Annotated in this window: 17 protein-coding genes; 7 read left to right on the top strand and 10 right to left on the bottom strand. The window is 68.2% G+C overall.

The window, feature by feature from the left end:
• Positions 1 to 93 precede the first annotated feature (93 nt).
• Both OG456_RS14375 and OG456_RS14370 read right to left on the bottom strand, forming a co-directional pair.
• Positions 94 to 495, bottom strand: a complete 402-nt coding sequence (locus OG456_RS14375) for a VOC family protein (RefSeq protein WP_266560936.1) — start codon at positions 493 to 495, stop codon at positions 94 to 96.
• Positions 496 to 539: 44 nt separating this feature from the next.
• The gene (locus OG456_RS14370; protein WP_266560934.1) at positions 540 to 1,469 is read right to left on the bottom strand and encodes an SMP-30/gluconolactonase/LRE family protein; all 930 of its coding nucleotides are present in this window, start codon (positions 1,467 to 1,469) and stop codon (positions 540 to 542) included.
• Between the two features lie 110 nt (positions 1,470 to 1,579).
• On the opposite strand from OG456_RS14370, the gene OG456_RS14365 reads away from it, so the two are divergent.
• A complete protein-coding gene (locus OG456_RS14365; RefSeq protein WP_266569235.1) occupies positions 1,580 to 2,035 on the top strand; it encodes an Lrp/AsnC family transcriptional regulator in 456 nt (151 codons plus the stop codon).
• 81 nt (positions 2,036 to 2,116) lie between these two features.
• Here OG456_RS14365 and OG456_RS14360 read toward each other — a convergent pair whose 3' ends face one another.
• The 5 genes from OG456_RS14360 to OG456_RS14340 all read right to left on the bottom strand — a co-directional run bounded on the left by OG456_RS14360 (position 2,117) and on the right by OG456_RS14340 (position 6,285).
• Positions 2,117 to 2,881, bottom strand: coding sequence for a succinate dehydrogenase iron-sulfur subunit (locus tag OG456_RS14360; RefSeq protein ID WP_116510811.1), 765 nt, complete (start codon positions 2,879 to 2,881; stop codon positions 2,117 to 2,119).
• The gene (sdhA, locus tag OG456_RS14355; RefSeq protein WP_266560930.1) at positions 2,881 to 4,635 is read right to left on the bottom strand and encodes a succinate dehydrogenase flavoprotein subunit; all 1,755 of its coding nucleotides are present in this window, start codon (positions 4,633 to 4,635) and stop codon (positions 2,881 to 2,883) included. Before sdhA ends, OG456_RS14360 begins: the two co-directional genes overlap by 1 nt.
• Before the next feature lie 23 nt (positions 4,636 to 4,658).
• A complete protein-coding gene (locus tag OG456_RS14350; RefSeq protein ID WP_266560928.1) occupies positions 4,659 to 5,147 on the bottom strand; it encodes a succinate dehydrogenase hydrophobic membrane anchor subunit in 489 nt (162 codons plus the stop codon).
• Between the two features lie 8 nt (positions 5,148 to 5,155).
• Positions 5,156 to 5,536 (bottom strand): succinate dehydrogenase, cytochrome b556 subunit, encoded by a 381-nt coding sequence (sdhC, locus tag OG456_RS14345; protein WP_100594758.1) that lies wholly within the window; start codon positions 5,534 to 5,536, stop codon positions 5,156 to 5,158.
• Between the two features lie 149 nt (positions 5,537 to 5,685).
• Entirely contained in the window at positions 5,686 to 6,285 is a 600-nt protein-coding gene (locus OG456_RS14340; protein WP_266560924.1) for a 2-oxo-4-hydroxy-4-carboxy-5-ureidoimidazoline decarboxylase, read from the bottom strand.
• A 327-nt stretch (positions 6,286 to 6,612) separates the two neighbouring features.
• Here OG456_RS14340 and OG456_RS14335 point away from each other — a divergent pair, with 327 nt between their 5' ends.
• From OG456_RS14335 to OG456_RS14320, 4 genes are all read left to right on the top strand, one after another.
• Complete coding sequence (locus OG456_RS14335; protein ID WP_266560923.1) at positions 6,613 to 8,214, top strand: glycoside hydrolase family 20 protein; 1,602 nt, start codon at positions 6,613 to 6,615, stop codon at positions 8,212 to 8,214.
• A 157-nt stretch (positions 8,215 to 8,371) separates the two neighbouring features.
• The gene (locus OG456_RS14330; protein ID WP_266569233.1) at positions 8,372 to 8,881 is read left to right on the top strand and encodes a hypothetical protein; all 510 of its coding nucleotides are present in this window, start codon (positions 8,372 to 8,374) and stop codon (positions 8,879 to 8,881) included.
• Between the two features lie 75 nt (positions 8,882 to 8,956).
• Complete coding sequence (locus OG456_RS14325) at positions 8,957 to 9,514, top strand: hypothetical protein (protein ID WP_266560922.1); 558 nt, start codon at positions 8,957 to 8,959, stop codon at positions 9,512 to 9,514.
• Positions 9,514 to 10,278, top strand: a complete 765-nt coding sequence (locus OG456_RS14320) for a hypothetical protein (RefSeq protein WP_266560920.1) — start codon at positions 9,514 to 9,516, stop codon at positions 10,276 to 10,278. The genes OG456_RS14325 and OG456_RS14320 overlap by 1 nt, the downstream gene beginning before the upstream one ends.
• A gap of 295 nt (positions 10,279 to 10,573) precedes the next feature.
• Here OG456_RS14320 and OG456_RS14315 read toward each other — a convergent pair whose 3' ends face one another.
• The 3 genes from OG456_RS14315 to OG456_RS14305 form a co-directional block, all read right to left on the bottom strand.
• Entirely contained in the window at positions 10,574 to 13,255 is a 2,682-nt protein-coding gene (locus tag OG456_RS14315) for an FG-GAP-like repeat-containing protein (protein WP_323136329.1), read from the bottom strand.
• A gap of 217 nt (positions 13,256 to 13,472) precedes the next feature.
• On the bottom strand, positions 13,473 to 15,869 hold the full coding sequence (locus OG456_RS14310) for an N-acetylmuramoyl-L-alanine amidase (RefSeq protein ID WP_266560918.1): 2,397 nt from the start codon (positions 15,867 to 15,869) through the stop codon (positions 13,473 to 13,475).
• Positions 15,866 to 16,489 (bottom strand): hypothetical protein, encoded by a 624-nt coding sequence (locus tag OG456_RS14305; RefSeq protein WP_266560916.1) that lies wholly within the window; start codon positions 16,487 to 16,489, stop codon positions 15,866 to 15,868. Before OG456_RS14305 ends, OG456_RS14310 begins: the two co-directional genes overlap by 4 nt.
• 1,621 nt (positions 16,490 to 18,110) lie before the next feature.
• Between OG456_RS14305 and OG456_RS14300 the strand changes: the two genes are divergently transcribed.
• Positions 18,111 to 25,841, top strand: coding sequence for a DNRLRE domain-containing protein (locus OG456_RS14300; RefSeq protein ID WP_266569229.1), 7,731 nt, complete (start codon positions 18,111 to 18,113; stop codon positions 25,839 to 25,841).
• Between the two features lie 66 nt (positions 25,842 to 25,907).
• Positions 25,908 to 26,540 carry a hypothetical protein gene (locus OG456_RS14295; RefSeq protein ID WP_266560914.1) on the top strand — a complete coding sequence of 211 codons (633 nt, stop codon included), beginning with the start codon at positions 25,908 to 25,910 and terminating at the stop codon, positions 26,538 to 26,540.
• The last annotated feature ends 69 nt before the right edge of the window (positions 26,541 to 26,609 follow it).

The raw sequence follows: 26,609 nt of genomic DNA, 5'->3' as shown, positions 1-26,609 counted from the left end.
ACGCGTTCAAAAACGCTGTCGAGAAGGACAGTAGACCTGTTTTTGAACATGTTCAAGCGAGGGTCGGCAGGCGGAGACCGGTGAACCCGGGCATCAACTCCGTGCCAGCTCGGGCCGCTTGAGATAGTCCGTGAGGCCGATGACGTTGCCCCACGGGTCCGCGAACTCCACGACGTAGCCGGTGGAGGTGGAGAACGGCGGATCGATGGGCGGGATCCCGGCCTCCGTCAGCGCGCGGGCCGCCGCCTTGGCGTCGCGCACCTCGAGCCATACGCGCGGGCCCGGCCACGGAGGGGGCCGGCGGCCGAAGTCCTCCTCCGCGCGCAGCAGTACGCCGGGTGTCTCCTTGCCGGCTTCGAGAAGGGCGATCCCGGCCTCGTCGAGGCAGAACTTCACGCGGAAACCGGCCCGCTCGTAGAAGGAGACCGCCTCGCCGAGATCGCCGACGGGGAACAGCACGTTGTCGAAGCCGAGCAGCTCAAGCTCAAGTGACATACCGTCAGATTAGCCGTGTTCAGGGCGAACTGGACAGCACATCGTCAGCGGCGGATACGTGGCGCGCCGGTCACGGACGTCATCAGGCAGTACAGGGACGTCGTCGCGGTGATGAAGAGGATGTTGTTCTTGGGGCCGCCGAACGCGACGTTGGAGACGGGCTCCGGGACGTTGATGCGGCCGATCCGGGTGCCGTCCGGGTCGTAGCAGTGCACACCGCCGTGCATGGCGGCGGCCCACAGCCGCCCGCCGTCGTCGAAGCGGATGTTGTCGAAGCGGCCGTCGTCGCCGCCGGTCTCGGCGAAGACCTTGCCGTCGCTCAGGCTCTCGCCGTCGTCGAGCACGTCGAAGACGCGGATGTGTCCGGCCCGGGTGTCGGAGACGTACAACTGGCGCTCGTCGGGCGAGAAGACGAGCCCGTTCGGCGCGCCGAAGCCGTCGGCGACCTGGCGCACCTCGCCGGTGGCGGGGTCGATCCGGTAGACGTTGTTGGCGCCGATCTCGGACTCCGCGCGGAAGCCCTCGTAGTCGCTGGTGATCCCGAAGTCCGGGTCGGAGAACCAGATCGAGCCGTCCGAGCGCACCACCGCGTCGTTCGGGCTGTTGAGCCGCTTGCCCTCGAAGCGGTCGGCGAGGACGGTGATCCGCCCGTCGGCCTCGGTGCGGGTGACGCGGCGGCCGCCCTGTTCGGCGCTGATGAGGCGCCCCTCGCGGTCGAGGGTGTTGCCGTTGGTGTGTCCGGCGGGGGTGCGGAAGAGGCTGACCGTGCCGGTCGCCTCGTCCCAGCGCAGCAGGCGGTCGTTGGGGATGTCGCTCCAGATGAGCTGGCGCCAGGCGGGCAGATAGACGGGGCCTTCGGTCCAACGGCTGCCGGTGTGCAGGGTGGTGAGGCTGTCGTCCCCGAAGGCGCACCGTCCGGTGCGGAAGCGCTCGTCCAGAATCTCGTACACACTGGGCTGGTTCTGGCCAGACATGATTATCCCCCAGGAACTGTAGACCGAATGACATACTGTCGTATGGGACTATGACAGAACGAGATACGGTTACGCCATGGTCGGCGGAGCGGGAGTGGATCACAGTGGCAGTGGATGACATCGACCGGAAGTTGGTCGCGCTGCTCCAGCACGACGCGACGACGGCGTACGCGGCGCTCGGCAAGGAGGTCGGCCTCTCGGCGGGCGCGGCCCACGAGCGGGTGCGCAAGCTGCGCGAGCGGGGCGTGATCCGGCGGACGACCGTCGACGTGGACCCGGCCGCGCTCGGGCAGGCGGTGCTCGCGTTCGTGATGGTCGAGTCGTCGTCGTGGATGGGCGAGTCGGCCGGGAAGTTCGCCGCGATCCCCGAGATCCAGGAGGCGCACATCATCGCCGGCAGCGCGTCGGTCCTGGTGAAGGTGCGCACGGAGACGACGCGGCAACTCCAGGACGTGCTGCGGCGGTTGTACGCGATCGAGGGCGTCGGCGGCACGCAGGCGACGGTGGCCCTGGAGACGTTCTTCGAGCGCCCCGTGACGTCAGGCCCCGTAACGGCAGGCCCGTGACAGCGGGCCCGTGACGCACCGAGGGCCCCGCCCCCGGTGCGAAACCGGGAGCGGGGCCCTCAGGGACGTAACGCCGGAAGGTCAGTAGCGGCGCGTGATCAGCGCGCGCTTGACTTCCTGGATCGCCTTGGTGACCTCGATACCGCGCGGGCAGGCGTCCGTGCAGTTGAACGTCGTGCGGCAACGCCACACGCCGTCCTTGTCGTTGAGGATCTCCAGGCGCTGCTCGCCCGCCTCGTCACGCGAGTCGAAGATGAAGCGGTGCGCGTTGACGATCGCGGCCGGGCCGAAGTACTGGCCGTCGTTCCAGAACACCGGGCACGAGGACGTGCACGCGGCGCACAGGATGCACTTGGTCGTGTCGTCGAAGCGCTCGCGGTCCTCGGCGGACTGCAGACGCTCGCGCGTCGGCTCGTTGCCCGTCGTGACCAGGAACGGCATGACGTCCCGGTAGGCCTGGAAGAACGGGTCCATGTCGACCACGAGGTCCTTGAGGACCGTGAGGCCCTTGATGGCCTCGACCGTGATCGGCTTCTCCGGACTGATGTCCTTGATCAGCGTCTTGCAGGCCAGGCGGTTGCGGCCGTTGATGCGCATGGCATCCGAGCCGCAGATGCCGTGCGCGCAGGAGCGCCGGAAGGTCAGTGAGCCGTCGAGCTCCCACTTGATCTTGTGGAGGGCGTCGAGGACGCGCTCCTTCGGATCGATGTCGAGCTGGAAGTCCTCCCAGACCGCGTCCGCGGAGACCTCCGGGTTGAACCGGCGGATGCGGAAGGTGACCGTGATGAGGTGCGAGCCGTTGTCCGCCTCGAGAGCCTCGAGCTTGTCCATGGTCGGGGTAGCCATCAGTACTTACGCTCCATCGGCTGGTAGCGGGTCTGGACGACCGGCTTGTAGTCCAGACGGATGGACTCGGAGCCGTCGTCGCCGACCTCGCGGTACGCCATGGTGTGGCGCATGAAGTTGACGTCGTCGCGGTTCGGGAAGTCCTCGCGGTAGTGGCCGCCGCGGGACTCCTTGCGCGCCAGGGCGGAGGTCGCCATGACCTCGGCCAGGTCGAGCAGGTTGCCCAGCTCGATGGCCTCCAGGAGGTCGGTGTTGAACCGCTTGCCCTTGTCCTGGATCGAGACGTTCCGGTACCGCTCGCGCAGTTCGGCGATCTTCTCGACGGCCGTCTTGATCGTCTGCTCGGTGCGGAACACCATCACGTTGGCGTCCATGCACTCCTGGAGCTCGTTGCGGATGACCGCGACGCGCTCCGTGCCCGTGGAGTTGCGCAGGCGCTCGACCTGCTCGACGACCATCGAAGCCGGGTCCTCGGGCAGCTCGACGTAGTCGGCCTTCTCGGAGTACTCGGCGGCCGCGATGCCCGCACGACGCCCGAAGACGTTGATGTCGAGCAGCGAGTTGGTGCCGAGGCGGTTGGCGCCGTGCACGGACACGCAGGCGACCTCGCCGGCGGCGTACAGACCCGGGACGACGGTGGTGTTGTCCGCGAGGACCTCACCCTCGACGTTGGTCGGGATGCCGCCCATGGCGTAGTGCGCGGTGGGCTGGATCGGGATCGGGTCCGTGTAGGGCTCGATGCCGAGGTAGGTGCGCGCGAACTCCGTGATGTCCGGGAGCTTGGCGTCGAGCTGCTCCGGCGGGAGGTGCGTGAGGTCGAGGTAGACGTGGTCGCCCTCGGGACCGCAGCCGCGGCCCTCACGGATCTCCGTGTAGATGGAGCGGGACACGACGTCACGGGACGCGAGGTCCTTCATGACGGGCGCGTACTTCTCCATGAAGCGCTCGCCGTCCTTGTTGCGGAGGATGCCGCCCTCACCGCGGGCGCCCTCCGTGAGAAGGATGCCCATGCGCCAGATGCCGGTCGGGTGGAACTGGAAGAACTCCATGTCCTCCAGCGGCAGACCGCGCCGGTAGCAGGCCGCCTGGCCGTCACCGGTCAGGGTGTGCGCGTTCGACGTCACCTTGAAGAACTTGCCGGTGCCGCCCGAGGCGTAGATGACCGACTTGGCCTGGAAGATGTGGATCTCGCCGGTCGCCAGCTCGTACGCCACGACACCGGCCGAGTGCTTGACGCCGTCGACCTCGGTGATCAGCTGGTCCAGGACGTAGAACTCGTTGAAGAACTCCACGCCCTCCTTCACGCAGTTCTGGTACAGCGTCTGAAGGATCATGTGGCCGGTGCGGTCCGCGGCGTAGCAGGACCGGCGGACCGGGGCCTCGCCGTGGTTACGGCTGTGGCCGCCGAAGCGACGCTGGTCGATCTTGCCCTCGGGCGTGCGGTTGAACGGCAGGCCCATCTTCTCCAGGTCGAGGACGGAGTCGATGGCCTCCTTCGCGAGGATCTCGGCGGCGTCCTGGTCGACCAGGTAGTCACCGCCCTTGATCGTGTCGAAGGTGTGCCACTCCCAGTTGTCCTCTTCCACGTTGGCGAGCGCGGCGGCCATGCCGCCCTGCGCCGCGCCGGTGTGGGAGCGGGTGGGGTAGAGCTTCGTCAGGACGGCGGTGCGGCTGCGCTTCGTCGACTCGATGGCCGCGCGCATGCCCGCGCCACCGGCGCCGACGATGACGGTGTCGTACTTGTGGATCTTCATGAGTGGTTACCTCAGCCCCGTGCCTATCGGATGTTCGGGTCGAAGGTGAAGATCACCAGCGTGCCCAGCAGGATCGTGAACACCGTGGCGGTGTACAGGAGGCCCTTCAGCCACAGGCGCGTGTTCGGGCGTTCGGCGTAGTCGTTGATGACCGTACGCAGGCCGTTCGCGCCGTGCAGCATCGCGAGCCACAGCATCAGGAGGTCCCAGCCCTGCCAGAACGGCGAGGCCCAGCGGCCCGCGACGAACGCGAAGCCGATCTTGCTCACGCCGCCGTCGAGGACGAGCTGGATGAGCAGGTGGCCGAGGACCAGGACGACGAGGACGACGCCGGACAGGCGCATGAAGAGCCATGCGGCCATCTCGAAGTTGCCGCGCGTCGAGCGCGGGGTCTTCGAGGTGCGCTTGCGGGGGGCCTCGATGAAGGGCGCCGGGTGGTCGACGTCGTAGACGGCGACGCCCTCGACGGGTCCGACGCCGGGCGTCTTCGCAGGGGTGGTGTCAGCAGACATGTCTGGCGTCAGCTCCCGAAGAGTTCACGGACGGCGTGGCCGAGGACCGGGTACAGCGCGCCCACCATCAGCACGACCCAGATGCCGACGACGGTCCAGAGCATCTGCTTCTGGTAGCGGGGACCCTTCGACCAGAAGTCGACGGCGATGACACGCAGGCCGTTGAGCGCGTGGAAGAGGATGGCGGCGACGAGGCCGTACTCGAGGAGCGCGACGATCGGCGTCTTGTAGGTGGAAACGACGTCGTCGTACGACTCGGGGGAGACGCGGACGAGAGCGGTGTCCAGGACGTGTACGAACAGGAAGAAGAAAATGAGGACACCGGTGACTCGATGAGCCACCCACGACCACATGCCTTCCCGGCCGCGGTACAGCGTTCCAGCCGGCACGGAAGAACCCTCCGGGAGCGGGGATTGGGGCCGCGCCGGCTTCAGTGTCGGTCGGGCCCGGCCGGGTACGGTCCACCGGCCGCTCGTCATCGTATCGACGAGTTGTCGGCTCGCTCGCCCGGGGGCCGCCGGTGTGATCAAACAGGCAATCAAACAGCCACGTACGGGCTATCGGACGCGCTGTCGGGGCGCCCGGAATCCGCTGGTTCCTGCGGGTCTATCGCTTCCCGGGGCTCTGTCCGGGCTTCCAGCGACCTTACGAGCCGGGCGAGTCGTCCCCGGGCGAGTCGGCGCAGCTCGTCCCAGGACAGGACGCGCTCCTCCTCGGGATCGTTGCCAAGGCGTGACCGGATTCCGGCCAGGAGCTGGTCGAGGGCCTCGTCGGGCCCGTAGCCGTCGAGGCAGATCACGAAGGCGTGGCCGAAGCGGCCCTCGTACGCGCTGTGCGCGGCGCCGAGCGCGGTGTGCGCGACGGAGTACGAGCTGTGCGGCGGCAGGGGGAGCGTCTCGCGGGACAGGGCCTCGTCGAGGTCGGCCGGCGCGAAGTCGTAGACCGCCTCGTCGGCGGCGGCGAGCAGCGCGTCGAGGTCCGGGTAGGGCCGGTGTGCCGCGAGGCGGCGGGCCCAGTGGAGCGAACCGCAGCAGGTCAGAAGCGCGCGCTCGGCCGTGATCGCGGGCAGCGTGTTGAACCGCGTGAGGCCGTGCGGGGACGACTGCACGGGTGACGAAGGCCCTGGTGGGGACTGCACCGGTATGGGGGCATGCCCGGGGAGGCGGGAGAAACGGTGCGAAGGCAGCGTGCGCTCCTCGGCGAGACGTGGGACGTGACTGGGCTGACACTGGGACGAGACGTGAGCCAGGAGTGTCACGGGACATGTGATGAAGGTGTGGCGGATGTGCGTACACGCTAGCGATCCGGGCCAGGAGCTGTCTGGTGGATGCACCGATTTCACCCGGACGGGAGAGTTCCGGGGCGTGTGGTGGACGGAAGATCGGGGGAGCCGGGCCATACGGTCGCCCCTTAGGACGCGGAATTCGATGTCGGGGTTGCTGTCGAAACCGGAGGACGGTCACTGATGGGTACGCGGAGTCGATCGAGGGTCGGCGCGGGAGTCGTCACGGCGGGGACGGTCGCGCTGACCTTCGTCCTCGTCGGCTGCGCCGGTGACGGGGGCGGCACCAGCGCCACCCGTGCCGAACGCCCCTCCGACGGAAAGTCCGCCTCCCCGGCCTCGGCGGAGCCATCGCCCTCGAAGTCGTACCCCCTGTCGAAGCCCCCGCAGACCATCCCCTCCGTGCGCGAGCACACACCGGCGCGCGGCCCCGGGTGGCGCCCCACCAGCGGCCGGGTCGTCATCGGGGACGCGAAGCTCTCCGACGAGGGCAAGCTCATCGCCGACGAGTTGAGGCTGAACTACGCGGGCAAGGTCAAGGCCGGCGCCGGTGACGTGGAGCTGGCGCTCGGCGGGAGCGGGAACCCGGAGTCGTACACGATGACCGTGAAGAGCGGCCGGGTGCGGATCGTGGGGCCGGGGGACGCGGGTGTCTTCTACGGCACGCGCACGCTCAAGCAGGAGGTGCACGGCGGGGGGACCGCGCCGGAGGGCGTGGTGAAGGACGCGCCGGCGAAGCCGCAGCGCGGGTTCATGTTGGACATCGCGCGCAAGCACTTCACGGCCGGGTGGATCAAGGACCGGATCCGGGAGATCGGCGACCTGAAGTACAACCAGTTCGGTCTGCACTTCTCCGACGACCAGGCCTTCCGTATCCAGTCGGACTCGCACCCCGAGATCGTCTCGCCCGACCACCTGACCAAGGCGCAGGTCCGCGAGATCGTCTCGCTCGCCGCCGAGCGGCACATCACCGTGATCCCCGAGATCGACTCGCCGGGACACCTCGGCGCGGTGATCCAGGCGCACCCCGACCTCCAGCTGCGGAACACCGCCGGGGTCGCGACGCGCGGCGCCGTCGACATCTCGAACCCCGGGTCGGCGAAGATCGTCGACGATCTGCTGCGTGAGTACGCTCCCCTCTTCCCCGGCGCCTTCTGGCACCTGGGAGGCGACGAGTACCAGGCCCTGACGGTGAAGAACCCCGAGGCGTCCTTCCCGCAGCTCGCGGCCGCCGCCAAGAAGAAGTACGGGCCGAACGCGACGGTCGAGGACCTCACGACGGGCTGGCTCAACGACCGGGTCGCCACGATGAAGCCGTTCAACCGCTCCCTCAAGGCGTGGAACGACGGGTTCTTCCGGGGCGGTGTCGTCCAGGCCGACAAGAGCCTTGAGGTCGCGTACTGGACCGGCAGGGAGATCGGGGCCCGCCCGCCGGAGGAGTACCTGGCCGAGGGCCGCAAGATGACCAACTACAACGACGAGTACCTCTACTACGTCCTCGGTCAGCCCAACAACTTCGTGTACCCGACCGGGCGGCGGATCTACGAGAGCTGGACCCCGCTCGTCGTGCGCGGCACGACGCCGGTGCCCTCGAGGTACGACAGCCAGATCCTGGGCGGCACGTTCGCCGTGTGGTCCGACCTGGCGAACTCGCAGACGCAGGCGCAGGTCGCGCAGGGGATCCGCATGCCGCTGCGGGCCACGATCCAGAAGCTCTGGTACCCGGGCAAGCCCCCGCTCACGTGGCCCCAGTTCGTGGCGCTCGCGAACCGGCTGGGGTCCTGACCGGCTGAGCAGTCGGTTTCAGGGGCTGAGCAGTGGACAGTGCGGTGGCGGCGTAATCGCCGGATCTGCGTTTTCGGTGGCGGAGCCACGTATGGCTGTGGTGTATTCGGCCCGAGCCGAGATCAGCCGCTTTCGAAGGCACCGGGGGGACACCGGCATGGGTTACTGGGGCTATTACGTCGTGGCCAAGAGCGAGCGGCCGCTCGTCGAGCTCGACGCGCTGGGCGGGGCGCGCGACGCGCTCACGCTCCTGGAACGGCGGGCCGACGGCTGGCAGGTCTGGGAGTGCCCGGACGGCGGGGAGCGGCGTCACGACGTCGGCAGCATGAACGCGCTGGCCGCCGAGACCGGCGCGCCCGCCCTGTTCGGCTACGTCATGGACAGCGACTGCGTCGTCATCGAGGCGGCCGCGCCGGAGAGCGGCGCGTGGACCACCTGTCTGGCGCGCGACGCCATGGCCGGATACCTCTCCGCGGACGAACTGACCCTGGAGGACTACTTCCTGGAGCCCGCGGACGCCGCGCGGCGCGCGGTCGCGTGGGCGCAGGAATGCGGCCGCACCGTCGCGCAGGGTCCGCTCGCCGACGTCCTGGGCCAGGACCCCGACCCGTTCGCCGAGCCGCTCTTCTTCCGCTTCCTCGACCGGCTCGGCGTCGCGCCGCTGTGACGTTCCTGCGCCCCGGCACGCAGTAGAGCCCAGTAGGGACGAAATGCCGTGTCGGCAGGGGAAAGGGCGTACGTCATGAGCCTGGTGGAGCTGATCGCGCAGGCCGACGAGCGGGGTCTCGCGGCCAGCGGTCTCGCCTGCCTCGACCGCTGCGTGCCGCTGCTGGGCGCCGAGGACGACGAGGCGCTGCGCCCGCTGTGGGGAAGCCTCACCGAGGGCGGTCCGCAGTGGGGCGAATGCCTGGCGCAGGCGCGGGCCGCGTTCCCGGCCGGGCCGGACGACGACGTGGACGAGGCGTCCGTGCTCGCCCGGCGCATGCTGGCCGCCGTGCCGGGCACCCCGTCGGCGCCCGCGCTGCGCGAGTGGGCCGACGCCTGCTCGGTCGGCGCGCTCCAGATCCACCGCATGCTGGACACGATGGAGGACGGCGCGGGCTCGGTACGGTCCCGGCGCGAGGGCCGCACGGACGGCATGTCCCCGCTGGTGGCGGCCGAGCTGAGGCGTCAGGTCAGGATCCTTGAGCTGCTCGCGGGCCGGGGCGCGGGCGGCCTGCGCCAGGCGCTCGACGTGTCGACGGAGGGCCGGCGCATCCTGCGGGCCGCCGTGTCGCGGCGGGCACGGGGCCGCGTCTGATGCACGGAATCTCCGGGCCCTCCCCGCGGGCGTGGGCGGCGATCGCACTGCCGGTGACGGCGGCACTCGTCGCACTGGCCGCACACCGGGGCATGCCGGACGATCCGACGGGCCGACTCCGCGTCGTACCAGGGGTGTTGAAGGATGCCGCGCTGCCCCATGGCGGCACGGCGTCGCTGTCCGGGTGCGGTGCGCGGGGTCCTGTGAGGCCTGCGCCGCGCGGAGAGGGTGAGCAGGCGCCCGCGCCCGCGCTCGTACTCACCTCTTACGGGTACTCGAGTTCGGGGCCGCGCTTCGACGGTCCGCCCGCCTTCACGGTCAGCGCGGTCATCGACCCGGGACCGCGACCGCTGACGCTGACCGCGCCGGTGGGCGAGCGGCGGATCACGGTCGATGTGTACGGGCCGCACGGCGAGGGCCGTATCGCGTCGGCGCGCGGGCTGACGGCGAAGGTGACGAAGGGGGCGAAGCAGCGGCCTGTCCCGCCGACTTCGGGCGCCTACCGCTTCACGGACATCGGGAACCTGGATCTGGAGATCGAGCTGCCCGAACGGGCGGTCTGCCCGGGCCACACGCGGGCGGACATCGGCCAGTGCGCGCCCGATCACACCAACCAGATCGAGGACTGTCCCGTGGTCGCGGTCACGCTCACCGACGAGGCGGTCTCGGCGCAGCGCGCCCTGGCCGCGGGGATCAAGAACCCCGAGCGGTTCAGCGACCGGCTCGTGGCGGTTTCGTTCGAGGAGAACGCCGCCGGAGTCTGAGCACACGGATCCGACGCCACGGACCCGAACGGACCCGAACGGACCCGAACGGAACCGAACGGAACCGGGCCCGGCCGCCCCCTCCTGCGGTCGGGTCCGCTTCCGTGGAAGGTAGTGACTAACCCATCCGGGCGCGGCGACGCAAGTGCGGGCACAAAGCAGACAGGGCTGTGAGGGCTGCCAGGGCCGAAACGGCTCTCGCCGCGCGGTTCCCGGGAGTGTCGGGAGCCGCGCGGCGAGAGGTTCTGGCACTTGCAGAGGTGGCACGGAGTCGTACAGGTGGTACGGGTGGTGCCTACGGGGCCAGCGTGGTGCCCAGGCGGGCGCCGGTCGGGGTGCCGAGCTGCGTCAGTCCGTAGTACTTGGACGTCGACAGGCCGAGACCCGTGCTGTTGCTGGGGACGTACAGGAGCGTGCCGTTGCCCGCGTCCTCGCCCGCGGCGCCGATCACCAGGTCCGCGCGGCCGTAGCCGGACAGGTCGGCGAGGGAGACGGCGGAGCCCAGGATGTCATCGGTCTCCGTGGAGCCGGGGACGCCGGGCTCGTCCTGCGAGATCGCGATGGCGCCGGTGCCGGTGAGACCGGTCGACGAGCCCTTGAACAGCAGCGACGTACCCGCGTTGGAACGGTTGCTGGTGCGGGTGATGTCCTCGTTCGGGGCGCCGGCCAGGACGTCCGCGTAGCCGTCGGCGTTGTAGTCGCCGACCGCTACGGAGCTGCCGAGGGCGTCGCCGGACTCGGCCGCGCCCGGGACACCGCTGGTGGCCTGGTGGATCGTCTTGGCACCCGTGGCGGTCAGGCCGCCGGGCGTCGTGGACGTGATCTTCGAGCCGTAGACCACGGTGACCTGGCCGCCCGCGTAGGCGTCGGACTCGGCGGTGTAGGGCTGGCCGATGACGATGTCGTCGACGCCGTCGCCGTTGAGGTCGCCGGAGGCGATGGAGCGACCGCCCTTGACCGTGAGCGTGCCGGCCTTGGTCAGGCCGTTCCTGCCGCCCTTGAACCAGACGACCCGGCCGATCGAGGTCGAGTCGCGGTAGTTGAGGGCGACGTCCGCGTAGCCGTCCTGGTTGAAGTCGCCGGAGGTGGCGGCCTCGTAGGCGAGGGCCTTGTCGCCGCTGGTGATGTTGGAACTGGACTCCTGGCCCTCGGAGTAGCGTGCGGTCCAGGTGCCGCCGGTGCCGGTGGAGGACGCGAAGACGTCCGCCTTGCCGTCGGCGTTGAAGTCGCCGACCGCCACGGCGGAGCCGTACTTGGCGCCGTTCGCGTAGAAGCCCTCGTCGAGGTTCATCTGCGCACCGGTGTTCAGGGCCGGTCCGTACAGGATGGTGACCGCGCCGCGGTCGGCGTGCCCGGAGGTGTCGTCCTCACCGGGCTGGCCGATCGCGAGGTCGGCGTAGCCGTCGCCGTTTATGTCACCTTCGGCGACGGCCGCGCCCCACTGGTCGCCGGACTCGTTCGAGCCGGGGACACCGGTGCTGGACTGGGTGAGGGTCTTCTTCGCCGTGTACACCGGCCCGTTCGTGCCGCCCGGCAGGACGGTGATGGAGCCGCCGGAGGACGCCTTGGGGGTGCCGGCGACGAGGTCGGGCAGGCCGTCGCGGGTCGTGGCCGTCGGCGCGGCGGACGAGTAGATGTCCGACGTCTTCAGGGCGTGCGAGACGCCCGGGGCCGAGGCCAGGGTCCGGATGGTGGCGAGCTTCTTGTAGAGGTTGTCGCCGGGGCACAGCGTGGTGCCGGTGTCACGGTGTCCGAAGACGCGGTCAAGAGTGATCGACTGGCCCATGGGGATCTTGTTGTCGGACACGCCCTGATCGCCGTTGGACTGCAGCGTCACCTTGCTGTTCGCGGTGATGCCGTACTGGCCGAACTTCCAGGCGACGACCCGGGCGATCGAGTTGAGCGCGGCCTGAGTAGGCGTCGCCGACATGAAGTTGCCGATGTACGAGATGCCGACCGTGTCGGTGTTGAAGCCGTAGTCGTGGGCTCCGTGCACCGGCAGGTCCATGCCGCCGCTGCGGCCCTCGAATATCTGCCCGCACCGGTCGACGAGGAAGTTGTAGCCGATGTCGTACCAGCCCTTGGCCATGTGCTCCTGCTGGATGGTGTGCACCCGCTGGCGCGACTGAGAGCAGGGCACCGTGTTGTCGGGGTCGACACCGGTGTGGTGGATCACGGCGGCCTTGATCGAGTCGTCGTACTCGGGCGTGCCGTTGTAGTCCGTGTCCGCGCCCCACTCGGCCTGCGTGATGATCGGCGGCTTGACGACCGTCGACGGGCGGGCGGCCGGGACCGTCTCGGACGGCTCGGGCGACGCGGACGCGCTCGACGACGGGTCGGCGGAGGCCGAGGAGGACGCGGGCGCGGAGGGGGTGCCGGAGTCCGAAGGGGCTACTGCGGGGGCGCTGCTCGCGGGGTCCACGGACGCGGAGTCGGTGGTGGCGGGGGGCGTCGTGTCCTCGGAGAACGCGGCGGGCTGGGCGGCGCCCGCACCCTTCGCGGGGGCGAGTGTGCCCGGGTCGAGCAGCTTGACGTCCATGCCGGACGGCAGGCCGGATGCTGTGCCGTCCTTGGCCACGACCCGCACCTCGACGGCGTCGGAGTCGCCGGTCCACACGGACTCGGTGCCGCCGCGGACGCCGCCGTCGGCCTTGGTCTCCTTGCCGTCGGTGCCGAGCTGCTCGACCGGCATGGTCAGCCAGTCCGTCCAGTCGCCGGTTGCGACGTTGCGCGCCCGGACCTGGGCGGTCCCGTCGAGGGTGGTGTGCGGGTTCTTCCACGTGACGACGACGGCGCTGAAGCGGTCCGTCGACTTCTGCGGGACGACCTTGCGGTCGGCGCCCTTGGTGGTGAGCCCGAGTGTGTGGATCGCCGACGCGCGGCGCGGCTCGCCCTGGGGAGACGCGCCGTTCCCGGGGTCGGCCATGGCGTAGGTCATGACGCCCGCGCCGCCCAGGACGACGGCTCCCACTGTCACCCAGGCCCTGCGCTTGAGACTCAGCGGTTTGTACGCATGTGATCTGCGCGCACGCGAATTACGCGGGCTCAAATGCCCCACCCCTCGAAGAAGTTCACAAATGCCACACCAGTTACACGGGTAACTGCTCTATTCAGCGGTTGACCGTCGGTAAACGTCACTGGTTGTACTGGTGTGCTGTAACTCACCTGTAAGTAGTCCGGAAGACACCTGGCGGTCACCTGGTCAGTTCACCGCCGATACCGGCACCGGCGGTCGTTCCGAGAGCGGTCGGCCCGTACGAGGTTCCCGTTCCGCCGCTCACGGTCATCACGGTCCCGTCGCCCGCGTTCTCGCCTTCGGCGCCGATCGCCAGACCGGCGATGCCGTCCCCGGTGAGATCGGCGACGGTGACGGCGGAACCGAACCGGTCACCGGCCTCGGCCGCGCCCGGCACCGGGCCCGCTCCCTGGACGTACGTGACTGCGCCCGCCACGCCGAGCCCGTTCGCGCCACCGCGCAGCAGGAACGCGCGGCCCGCGCCGGAGTCGTCTCCGGGCGCACCGGCGAGCACGTCGGCGTACCCGTCGCCGTCCGTGTCGCTCACGGCCACGGAGGCACCCAACTCGCCCCCGGATTCCGCTCCTTCCAGCTCACCTCGCGCCACGACAGCCGCACCGGTCGTCGTGAGCCCGTCCGCCGAGCCGTGGTACGTGGTGATCTCGCCGCCGTCCACCACGTCGGGACGCCCCACGGCCAGGTCGGTGAAGCCGTCGCCGTTCAGGTCGCCGGAGGCCAGGGACCGTCCGCCCGCGCCCGCGAGGACGGCGGGCTCGGAGGTATCCAGTCCGCTCGACGAACCGCGCACCACGACGAGGGGCCTGTCGCCCGCCGCCGTGCCGAACGTGATCGCCGCGTCGTCGAATCCATCGTGGTCGAAGTCCCCGGTGGCCACGGAGGCGCCCTGCACCGGACCGTCGGAGAGGGCGATCGCGGGGGAGAAGGCCCGGTCGGCGCCGTCGACGGTCCAGGCACGCCCGGCTCCGGGCGCCACGGCGAGGATGTCGTCGCCGCCGTCCCCGTCGAAGTCACCGGTGGCGAGCGTGGCCCCGAACTTCGCGCCGTTCGTGCGCACCGCAGCCGGCTCGTTGATCATTCCGGCCTGTCCGGTGAGCCCGTTGGCCGTGCCGCGCAGCACGCTCACGCCGCCCTCGTCGCTCGCGCCCGCGGTGACCTCCTCGCCGGGAGACGCGACCACGAGGTCGGTGTAACCGTCGTGGTCGAGGTCGCCGTACGCGGTCGCGGAGCCGAAGCCGTCTCCGGCCTCGGAGCCGCCGGGCACGCCCTCGGACTCCTGCGTGACGACTGTCTTGTTTGCCGCGTAGGGCGAGGTCCGGGCGCCGGGTACGACGCTGACCTGGCCGGCTCCCGCCAGATTGTTCGCGGTGGCTTTCGGGATGTCGGCGGCCAGGTCGGCGTGGCCGTCCCCGTTCACGTCGGCGCCCTTGGCGGGTGTGTTCTTCGACGCGGCGAGCGTGCGGATGGCGGGCAGGTCGCCGTAGAGGTTGGTGCCGGGGCACTCGGTCGGGTAGCCGTCGCGATGCCCGGAGATCCGGCTCATCGTCACCAACTGGCCCTGCGTGAACTTCCCGTTGTCCGCCCCGGCCGCCATCACCACGGTGCCCGCCGGATTGATCCCGTACAACCCGAGCTTCCATGCGGCGAGTTGGGCGATCGAGTCCCGCACCGCGGGGGTGGAGGTCGCGGTGTTGAAGTCGCCGAGGACGGCGACTCCGCTCGTGTCGGTGTTGAAGCCGTAGGTGTGGGCGCCGTACACGGGCTTGTCGAGCCCGCCGGCGCGGCCCTCGAAGATCGTGCCGCACTTGTCGACGAGGAAGTTGTAGCCGATGTCGTTCCAGCCGTTGCTCTTCACGTGGTACGTGAGGATGCCGCGGATGATCGACGCGGACTCGGCGCACGTGTAGTCGTTCGTCCCCGCCGTGTGGTGCACGAACACGGCCTTCGTGTCGGTCGTGTACGTCGGCGGGTCGGGGACGATCGACTCGTCGGCGCCCCAGCCGGCGCGCGAGGTGATGTCCGGCTGCCCGGCCGCCGAGGCGGTCCTCTCCGTCGATTCCGCGGAGACCCGTGCTCCGGCGTCGGGGTCGACGAGGTCCATGCGCAGCCCGGCGGGCAGCTTCGCGCCGGTGACGCGCGCCTGCACGCCGTCGGACGCGCCGACCCACAGGGGCTGGGTCCCACCGCGCACGCCGGCCTTCGTGTGGTCGGGGCCCGACTCCGGTGCGTGGACGTCCAGTTCCAGCGTGCGCCAGGCCGACCAGCGCCCGGTCTCCGCGCTGCGGGTACGGATCTCGGCGGTGCCGTCACCGAGCGTGGCGTCAGGGTCGGACCAGGTGACGCCGAGCATGCTGAACGGCTCGGTCGAACGGGCGGTGAGGACACCCCTGCCGGGGTCGGTCCCGTGCGGCACGGCGACAGTGTGGACGGCTCCCTTGTGCACGGTGGCATGCGCGGCGGCGGGCTGCGACCGCCCCGACAGGGAGACGACGCTGAGCACGACGGCGGCGGCGAGCGCGGTACGGGCGGCCTGGCGGCCGAGACTCGGGTACATCATTGCTCTCCCTGCGCGCTCGCCGGGGACTCGGAGACCTCGGGCGCGGGCAGCTCGCCCTGGCACGTGGCGCGGCCGAACTTGCCGTAGGCGGTGGCTGTTTGGACGTGCTTGCCGCGGACGGCGAGCTGGCAGCTGGCCCGCCCGCCCTTCTCGCCGAGCGTGATGGTCACGATGGGCGGCTTGCCGAGCGGCACGCGCACCGTCTTCTTCCAGGGCAGCGTGACGCCGCGCGCTTCGACGGCCTTGCCGGACTCGCTGCGGGCCTGCCAGGTGAGATCGGCGGTGCCTTCGCCACTGACCTCGTATGTCACGGAGGCGGTGGGGACGTGACGCTCGGGCTTCTCGTCGGTGTCGAGCACGCCGTAGAGCACGAGCCCGGCACAGGCGGCGACGACGACGGCGCTGGCGGCTATGCCTCGACGGTCAACGCCCTTGCCGTGCTTGGCGTCGTCGGCGCCATCCGTGTTCTTGGACTCGTCCGAGGACTGCGGCTCCTTCGCCTCCTTCGCTCCCTCGGTGTCCTTGGTGCCCGCGGCTTCGTCGGGCGCCTCGGCTGCTTCCGTGGTCGTTTCCGCCGTGTCGGTGGGTTCGGTCGGCTCTGACTGTTCGGGCGATGGCATGGGCCTGGCTTTCGTGAGGCGAGCATTCCTCGCGCGAATGCGTCGCGCTCGGCGGAGAACCGGGCGGTTATACCGCATCGGGGCGCGGCGGTTCCAGCGTCCGGAACAAACGGGCGAAAGGGACGGAGCCCAAACGTACTCAGAACACCCCGCGGAACGCCCCGAATTGTGCCCGCAGTTGACCCGGAACTGTTTCGGTGAATAGAAACCGCGCCGTCGTTTGTCCCGCCGGCTGTATACCGGCCCGGCATGCGCTTGGAGCGGGTGCCGGGTCTAGATCATCTCCGGGTGATCCGACCCGTGACGGGCCAACTGCCCGATTGATTCCCCCTGTTGACATGGCCATGTGCGCCTGATTAGAAATCGTCCGCCCACGAAGGAGGAAACCAGAAACCGACCGACGCATGCCCGGAAGGCCTTTTCGGCCATGGGCCTTCCGGACGTACGTCGGTCAATCCGCGCTGCCCAGATGCCGACCCTCCCGAGTGGCACACACCAGACGTCCGGACGCAATTCGCCGTTCGGAGATCAGGCGTGCCCGCATTACGTGCGCAGGGAATACCGCACGGAAGGGGGGCGTGCCGCAAAGGAAAGGGCACAGGACGTGAAAGTCCGCTATGGGAGATTGATCTCCTGCCTTGTGGTGTCGGCGGTGGCGAGTACCGCACTGCCGCAGATCGCCTACGCCTCCGCGCCGGGTTCCGGCAAGCACGGAGACGACAAGGGCGTCTTCGACACGGTCAAGGGCTGGTTCTCGGACGACGACGGCGAGGATCAGGCCAAACCGCCGACGGGCGGGAAGCTGGAGATAGCCAGTCGCGAGAAGCTCCCGAAGGGCAAGAAGGCCGCTAAGCCCAAGCGGGTCAAGGAGCTGACGTCCCGCCGCACGGAGCACGCGCGCTTCTGGCGGCTGTCCAACGGGCAGATCCAGGCTGAGCTCTCCCAGGTACCGACCGCGTACCCCACGGGTTCCGGCAAGAAGAAGTCGTGGAAGTCGATCGACACGGGTGTCGACGCGACCAAGGCCAAGGGCTACGACTTCGCCAACACATCCAACTCTGCGCGCAGTTGGTTCGGTTCGGACCCGGACAAGCTGCTGAAGTTCCAGGCGGGCGCGGACGGTCCGGCGGTGACGCTGGGTCTCAAGGGCGCCGGGAAATCGGTCGACCCGAAGGCCAAGGGTTCGACCGTGGTCTACAAGGACGCGGCGGCCGGCGGTGCGGACCTGGAGTACCGGGTCGGTCCTGGCCGGGTGAAGGAGAACATCGTCCTGGCGAAGGCGCCGGACGGGCCCGTCTCCTACACCTTCACTCTCGACACGGACGGTCTGACGCCGAAGGCGCGGAAGAACGGCTCGATCGAGCTGTACGGCGAGCTGCCGAACACGCCCGTGATGACGATTCCGGCCGCGTACATGTCGGACACCCACAAGAACGCGGGCTCCCCGTACGGGGTGTCGTACAGCCCCAAGGTCCAGCAGAAGCTGGTCAAGGACGGCAAGCACTGGCAGATCGTCGTCACGCCGGACGCCAAGTGGCTGGCTTCGCCGAAGCGGCAGTACCCGGTGTCGATCGATCCGACGATCACGATCACGCCGACTCCATCGCAGTCGCAGGACACGATGGTCCTCTCGGACCAGCCGGCGGCGAACTTCAACAACACCTGGAAGATGTCCGCCGGCAAGACCGACACGGGTATCGCGCGGTCGCTGATCCAGTTCCCGCTGGACGAGATCCCGGCGGGGACGAAGATCGACTCGGCGCGTCTGGGTATGTACTTCGACCAGGCGCACACGACCAACGCCAATGACGTCACGATGGAGGTCCACCGGGCCACCGGCCCGTGGACCGAGTCGGGCGCCACGTGGTCCAACACCAGTGCGCTGTCGGGTGAGCTCTCCGGTACCACCGTCCAGATCGATGACGGCGACACCGGTACGGCCGCCGTCGGCGAGTGGCCCCGGGCGACGACGACCGGCGGGGCTGCGACCAACGACGACTTCGCCTACAACAAGAACAGCCTGACCGGCGAGACGTACACCTGGCAGCCGCAGATCGCGGAGACGGCGTCCTACCGGGTCGAGGCGCACTTCCCGCCGGCCTCGGACGGGGCGACAGCGGCGCCATACACGATCACGCACCGGGACGGCACCGGGACCGGGACGGTCAATCAGTCGGGCACCGCGGCCGCGTGGAAGACGGTGAACAGCACCCAGTTCTACTTCTCCAAGGGCAACGCGGGGAAGATCGTTCTGGGGGACACCGGCAGTTCCACGACCCGGAACATCGCGGACTCGATCCGTCTGGTGAACCCCGCCCAGATCGTCAAGAACACGGGCGAGTACAACCAGTGGCACGACTTCGCGGTGACGGACACCGTGCAGAAGTGGGTCTCGGGCACGGCCACGAACAACGGCTTCGTGATCCAGGCGAAGGACGACACTCTGGCCGCGACGCCCACCGGTGGTCCGCGGTACGAGTCCGGTGACGGCGACTACGGCGGCGAGACCTCCTCGTACCCGCGCCTGACCGTCACGTACGGCAAAGTCGGCTCGGCGCTCAACTCGCCGACGATCGTGCACGACACGGGCCCGGAGCTGTCCTGGTCGAAGTACATCAACTCGACCGGCGACACCGGCCAGGACATCGTCGAGTACCAGCTGCACCGCTCCACGCAGCAGGTGTTCACGCCGAGCGCGGCCACGCTGGTGGCCCCGGTCGACAAGGCGAGCACGGTCTACACCGACACCACCGCGACTCCGACGCCCGATTCGTCCACGGACGAGATCGGCCGCTCGTACTACTACCAAATCGCGGTGAAGACGAAGGACGGCTCCGTCATCGGGTCGCCCACACGCATCGTCGGCGTGCCGAAGGCGGGCCGGACGATGAAGCTGATCCAGGGCACGGCGGGCGGCGTCACCGACACCACCCTCTCGTCCCAGCAGCCGACGACCAACGAGGACACGATCCTCTCGTACACGCCGCAGAAGTGGCTGAGCGTCGGCAACAACTCGGGCACGTACGGCAAGACGCGTTCGGCGCTGAAGTTCCCGACGAGTTCGATCCCGGCAACGGCGACGGTCCTCGACTCCAAGCTCTACATGTGGGGCGCGGAGACGACGACCGACACCAACGGCGCGATCTACGAACTCCACGGCCTGAACAAGGACTTCGACGAGACGACGGCGACCTGGAACAACGCCACGTCGACCACTCCCTGGACGGCTCCGGGCGGCGACTTCTCCGCCACGGTGTCCGACACGGTCGCGCAGGTCTCGGAGGTCGGGCGCCACTGGTGGGACGCCACGTCGCTCACGCAGGGCTGGGTGAAGACCCCGTCCAGCAACAAGGGCGCCATGGTCAAGCTGGCCAACGAGGCCACCGGGCCCCAGGAACGCACCCTGTTCCTGTCATCGGAGACCGCCGACCAGCAGCTCGGCCCGCTGCTTCGCGTGATCTACGTGGACGCCACGTCGGAGAACACGTACTACGCGCCGCAGACGCCGGCCCGGATGACGCCGAACTCCACGTACTCCGTGGACGTGACGGTGACGAACACGACCGGCACCGAGTGGCTCGCGGGTGAGCGGCAGCTCTCGTACACCTGGAAGCTGCCCGACGGCACGGATGTCACCAACGGCGGCAACCAGCTCTCCACGGCGGTCCCGAACCTGAAGCCGGCCCAGTCGGCGACGGTCCACGCCCAGGTCAAGACGCCGATCAACTCGGACGAGGGCAACAAGCGCACGGACTACGTCCTCGGCTGGGACGTCCGCAAGATCTCGGACGGCAGCTGGCTCTCGGCGGGAACGGGCGGCATCCCGTCCCTGAAGCAGAACGTGGCGGTCGAGGACCCGACGTCGAACTCGCTGGGCCTGGAGAAGTTCTACTCCTACACCGGCAAGAACACCGGCGCCGGTTCGACCGTGATGAGCAACCTCGCCTCGGGCAACACGGTCTGGTCGTACAACGCGTTCACGAACCCGGGCCGTGGCCTCACCACCTTCGCCCGGTTCTCGTACAACTCCCTCGATACCTCGGACACCGTCTCCGGCGCGGGTTGGTCGGCGCAAGCGGCGGGGCCGATCCGGCTCGGCGCCCCGCTGGACTTCCATCCGAATCCGAACCCGACTGAGATCCGGCTGCCCGACGGTGACGGCACCACGCACGTCTTCACCAAGCAGGCGGACGGGACGTGGAAGGCTCCGGCGGGCGTCCACTACAAGGTCACGATGAAGTCGGGCCTGGACTGCACGCCGAACAACGACCCGATCCCCGACGCGTGGACCCTGACGCGCCCCGACGGCACGCGCTTCGTCTTCGGTTGCGACGGCTACATGACGTCGGCGATCGACAAGAACGGCAACACGCAGACGTACACGTACGAGGAGCGCAAGTCCAACAACAAGCCGACCAAGTTCCTCACCTACATCACCGACCCGGCCGCGCGACAGTCACTGACGGTCGACTACTACAAGAAGGGCGACGCGTCGTACGACTACATTGACGACACGGGCGCCAAGGTAACCGGCACGAACCTGACCAACTCCAAGATCTACGACCACGTGAAGTCCATGACGGACATCTCGGGCCGCAAGATCTCCTTCTTCTACACGGACAAGGGCCTGTTGGGCCAGTTCGTCGACGGTGACGGCTCCACGCAGCCGAAGGTCTTCAAGTTCACCTACGACGCCACGCAGGGCAACAAGAACGTCAAGCTGGTCAAGGCCACCGACCCGCGCGGCAACTCGACGTCGATGGCGTACTACGCGCCCTCGACGGGCGACAACCCGAAGTACCACTGGTGGACCAAGACGATCAGTGACCGCGTTGGCGGCGGCACTGGATTCGCGTACGCGGTGAACGCCACGAACGCCAAGTTCGTCGACGCGACGGTGACGGACGCTGAGTCGTACGCCACGAAGTATGTGACGGACGACTTCGGGCGTCCGGTGCAGACGACGAACGCGAAGTCGCAGACGTCGAAGATGAGCTGGGACGCCGACAACAACGTCACCTATGTCGAGGAGGCGAACGGCGCGAAGACCGCGTACTGCTACGACCAGAAGACGGGCTTCCCGTTGTGGTCGCGCGACGCGGAGAACAACAAGGCGGGTGTGCCTCCGGCCTCGGACTGCGTACCGGGCACGTATCCGGCGAACTCGCAGCAGTACGCATACCAGACGCGTCTCGACGGCTTCTCGGCCGACCTGTTCACGAAGACGTCTCCGGAAGGCCGCAAGTGGCAGTTCGGGTACGACTCGTTCGGCAACCTGAAGACGGTCACGGACCCGAAGGGCGTCGCCACGGCGACGGCAGGGGACTACACGACGTCGTACGAGTACGACGCGTACGGCCAGATGACCAAGGTGACGGACGCCAACGGGCACGCCGGCACGAACAGCGAGTTCGGTCCGACGGGATTCCCGGCGACGATGACCGACGCGCTGAACAAGGCGACGACGTTCGTCTACGACGAGCGAGGCCAGGTCACCGAGGTCACCGACGCGCTGGGCAAGAAGGTCACGCAGACCTACGACGCCTTCGGGCGGGCGCTGGTCAGCACCGCGCCCAAGGACCAGGCCGCGGGTGTACTGATCACGACACCGGCGCCGGTGTACGACGCCAATGACAATGTCACCAAGTCGACGGCGCCGAACGGAGCGGTCTCGACGGCGGTGTACGACAACGCGGACCAGGTCACGTCGGCGACCGCGCCGACGAATAACAACACGACGGTTCCCCGTACGTCTTCGTACACCTACGACAAGGTCGGCAACCTGAGGACCACGACGGAGCCCAAGGGCTCCGTGACCACGTCCGACGCCACCGACTACGTCACGACGAACAAGTACGACGAGCTGTATCAGCTCAGCTCCGTGGTCAACGCAGACCAGGGCAAGATCTCCTACGAGTACGACACGGTCGGCAACGTCACCAAGGTCATCGCGCCGACCAAGAACGCGTCGGCGGACACCACGGACTTCACGTCCAGGACCGATTACGACATGGACCACCGGGTCACCCAGGTCACGGACGCGGCGGGCAAGTTCACCAAGCAGTCCTACGACCGCGACGGCCTCGTCACCTCTTCCACGGACCAGGAGAACAACACCTCGACCGTCACCTACGACGAGCGGGGCATGCAGTCCGAGGTCAAAGTGCCCTACGACGGCACCACCTACCGGATCTCCAAGTTCGAGTACGACCAGGTCGGCAACACCACCAAGGTGATCACGCCGCGCGGTACCGCGACGGCGAACGCGGACGACTTCGCGTCCCGCACCACGTACGACGAACTCAACCGTCCCAAGCGGCAGTACCAGCCCTATGACCCGAACGACGCCCGCTACAACAAGGCGGACGTGTATACGGAGACCACATACGACGCAGTCGGGCGGGTGGCGAAGACCTCGATGCCGCCGTCACAGGGCGAGACGGTTCGCAACGACACGGTCTTCGAGTACTTCGACAACGGCTGGCCGATGAAGTCCACCGATCCGTGGGACATCGTCACCACTTACGAGTACGACGACCTGGGCAAGCAGACGAAGCGCACGCTCACCTCGGCGGGCGGCTCGTCGGACCGCACCATGACGTGGGACTACTACCCGGACGGTTCCCTCAAGTCCAAGGCTGACGCCGGTGTTCCGGTGGGCAAGTCGGTCGTCCTGACCGACAACTCCGACACCCAGAACACCTCGTCCACGGGCACGTGGACGAAGGGTGACATCACCGGCCAGCAGGGCTACGACCACCGCACCCACGCGGCGGGCACGGGCACTGACGCGTACACGTGGACGCTGAACGTCCCCACGGACGGCACGTACACCGCGTACGTGAAGTTCCCGAAGGTGACGGGCGCCGCAACCACGGCCAAGTACACGCTCACCCATGGCACGACGGCCGAGCCCCCGGTGTCGAAGGACCAGAGCGCGGGCACCGGCACGTGGGTGTCCCTGGGCTCGTACAGCCTCAAGCAGAGCGAGGAGACCAAGCTCAAGCTCGACCAGAACAGCGCCGGCACCGCCGTCGCGGACGCAGTCAAGCTGGTCCGTGACACCACGGGTGTCACGGACAACGAGAAGAAGTCGTTCACCTACGCGTACGACGTCAACGGCAACCTCACGTCGATCGACGACACATCGTCCGGCGCGGTGATCGACGCGTACACCGTTGCCTACACGGGGCTCAACCAGGTCCAGAAGGTCACGGAGGCGCTGGCCGGCCAGGAGAAGAAGGCCACGTCGTACACGTACGACGCCAACGGTCAGCCGGAGACGGTCACGCATCCCGACCAGTTCTCCAAGTACACCTACGACCTGCGCGAGCTGGTAAAGACGGTGTCGGTCGGCAATACGCCCACGGACGCCTCGCCGAAGGTCACCGCGTACACGTACACGGACCGTGGGCAGGCGCTGCGGGAGACCAAGGCCAACAGCAACACCGTCGACTACGAGTACTTCGCCAACGGTGCGCTCAAGTCGACCACGGAGCAGAAGGGATCGGGCACTCTCGTCTCCTCGCACACCTACGCCTACGACGCCAACGGCAACAAGGCGCAGGACGTCGCGAAGAAGATGAACGCCGACGACCATGCGGCGTACCTGGCGTCCACCACGGACTACAGCTACGACCCGGCCAGCCGGCTCACGAAGTCGGTCAAGACCGGTAACGGCGCGGCGGCGGAGACCTACGTCCACGACGACAACGCCAATGTCGTCAGTCAGACGGTCGGCGGCGTGTCCACGACATTCGACTACGACCGCAACCGGCTTCTGAGTGTCACCTCGGCGGGCGCGTTGCCGACGAACTACACCTACGACCCGTTCGGGCGTCAGGAGTCCGTGCAATCGGGCGGCAAGGTCATCGAGCGGAGCGTGTACGACGGCTTCGACCATGTCGTCGAGTCCGAGAAGACGGACGACGCCGGCACTGTGAAGTCGACCAAGTACACCTTCGACCCGCTGGACCGCACGGCGTCGAAGACGGCGGACGGAAAGACCACCGACTTCGACTATCTCGGCCTGTCGGGCGAGGTCCTCGATGAGAAGGTCGCGGGTCAGCTGACCAAGTCGTACCAGTACAGCCCTTGGGGACAGCGGCTTTCCCAGGCCACGCGCAACAGCGACGGTACGACGGAGGACGGCTACTACGGCTACAACAGCCACACCGACGTCGAGACCGTCACCGACAAGAACGGTGATGCCAAAGCCACCTACGGCTACACGGCCTACGGAGCCGACGACAAGTCCGAGTTCACCGGCATCGACAAGCCCGACACCGCCGACCCCACGAAGGAGGCGTACAACCCCTACCGGTACAACGCCAAGCGCTGGGACGCCCAGTCGGGCACGTACGACATGGGCTTCCGCGACTACAGCCCAGGCCTGAACCGCTTCACCACCCGGGACATGTACAACGGCGCGCTGGCGGACATGGACCTGGGCGCGGACCCGTTCACGGGTAATCGCTACGCGTTCGGCGGAGGCAACCCGACCAGCTTCGTCGAACTCGACGGACACCGTCCGGCCGACTGCAACGAGCCCGGTGCCACGTGCCGCATGAACAGTGCCGGCGGCTGGGACGTCGGGTTCGCCGCAGCTGCGCTGCCCGGAAAGTACGGGAACAAGACGTCACGTCACGATGAGGCCCAGGCACGGGCGATCCTGGAAATCGAAGCACAGGCGGCCAGCGCCGGTGCGACGGACTTCCAGGTGCTTCCGCCGACGAAGATCGCCGGAGCCAACAAGGAATGCATGTACCCCCGCAATGGAGACCGCGGAAAGGTGCGTGGAAACCGTGGCCTTGCGGTTCCCGACTGCAGCTACGGGACGCCGGACATTCTGGGCTATGACGCCAAGTCGGATGTCTATTACGTCTGGGAGGTCAAGTCGGCCGGTGACGCGAACAAGGCAGTGCCCGAGGCGCAGTGGTATGTGAATCGGTTGCGCTCACAAGGCAAAAAGGCTGTTCTCGGTTGGATGATGGGCGGCCCTTACGATGTCGGAAACGGCGACAAGGTAATGGGTCCAGAGGAGGGTGCCGTTATCTACGGTCGGCAGTCCAACAAGAAATTCCAGAAGATCTACAACAACAGTCCGATGGCGGTGGCGCGACAGGCGCTCCAGAACAACACGCCACAGCCTTCGGCAGGTCCTGGGCCCGGAACCTATCCGGGAACGGTGTACCAGCCGGGCGTGGGGACAAGACCGCAGTCCAGCTCGGGGGGATTCGACCCGATGCTCATCCCCATTGTTGTTCTGGTGGTGGGCGGAGGCATAGCCCTGGCGCCTGAAGAGGCCGCGGCGACAGTCGTCGCGGGAACCATCTACGGTTTGGCGGCATGATGTTGGTTCGGGTCCTCGCGTGATAGATTCGCGAGGGCCCGGGCCCTCTCTTCTTTGGCGGTTTTCGTGAAGATTCTCAATGATTTCCTTCGGGAGTACGTGACTCCCGTGATGAGTGCGGCTGGGTTCAGGAAAAAGGGAGCAGAGTACAGATTTAAGAATGAATCCGGAGATTCAGTATTCCTGACCTTCTCGACCACGAGGATCGACCCCGAAGCGTGCGTCTTCTTCGCTACCTGCTCCTTCGTTCCCGAGCCCTACTGGGAATGGCTGAACAGGCAGCACGTGGAGGCCGGACTTCCGCCGGCTGATTCGTCCGGAGTGCTTGCCGCGTACTCCGTGCTGCCGCCGGACTCCTGTGCCCACGCGCCGACGGCCCCCGGGCTAGCCCGCGCGCGCTGGGCTTTCGGTGGCCGGAACCGGTCCATCGTGGGTGCGGGACTCGCCGGTCAGCTGGAGGCGGAGGAACTTCCCAGGATCGGACGCCTTCTGGTGCGACCCGGGCTTTTGGCGGAGATCACTTCGTCCCGGTCGCCTTCCGTCCGGCGCTGGGGTGTGGTCCAGTCCGAACTGGTGCTCATGGTCGACGACTACACGGCCCAGCAGAAGGAGGCACTCCTCGCGGTGCCCGAGTTGGATGACACTTTCCGGCGGGACTACCGGGAGTGGGCGGGGAACCGGGCGAAGTCGGGTGTGTGACGGCGCGCGCACGCCGCACCGTTGACGACTGAAACTCATGCAGACGAAGGCGCGAGAGGGCGGATGGGT

Source organism: Streptomyces sp. NBC_01446 (assembly GCF_026340095.1).
Lineage (GTDB): Bacteria > Actinomycetota > Actinomycetes > Streptomycetales > Streptomycetaceae > Streptomyces > Streptomyces aureus.
Note: the sequence above shows the minus strand (reverse complement) of the source record. Positions and strands in the feature narration are given on the sequence as shown.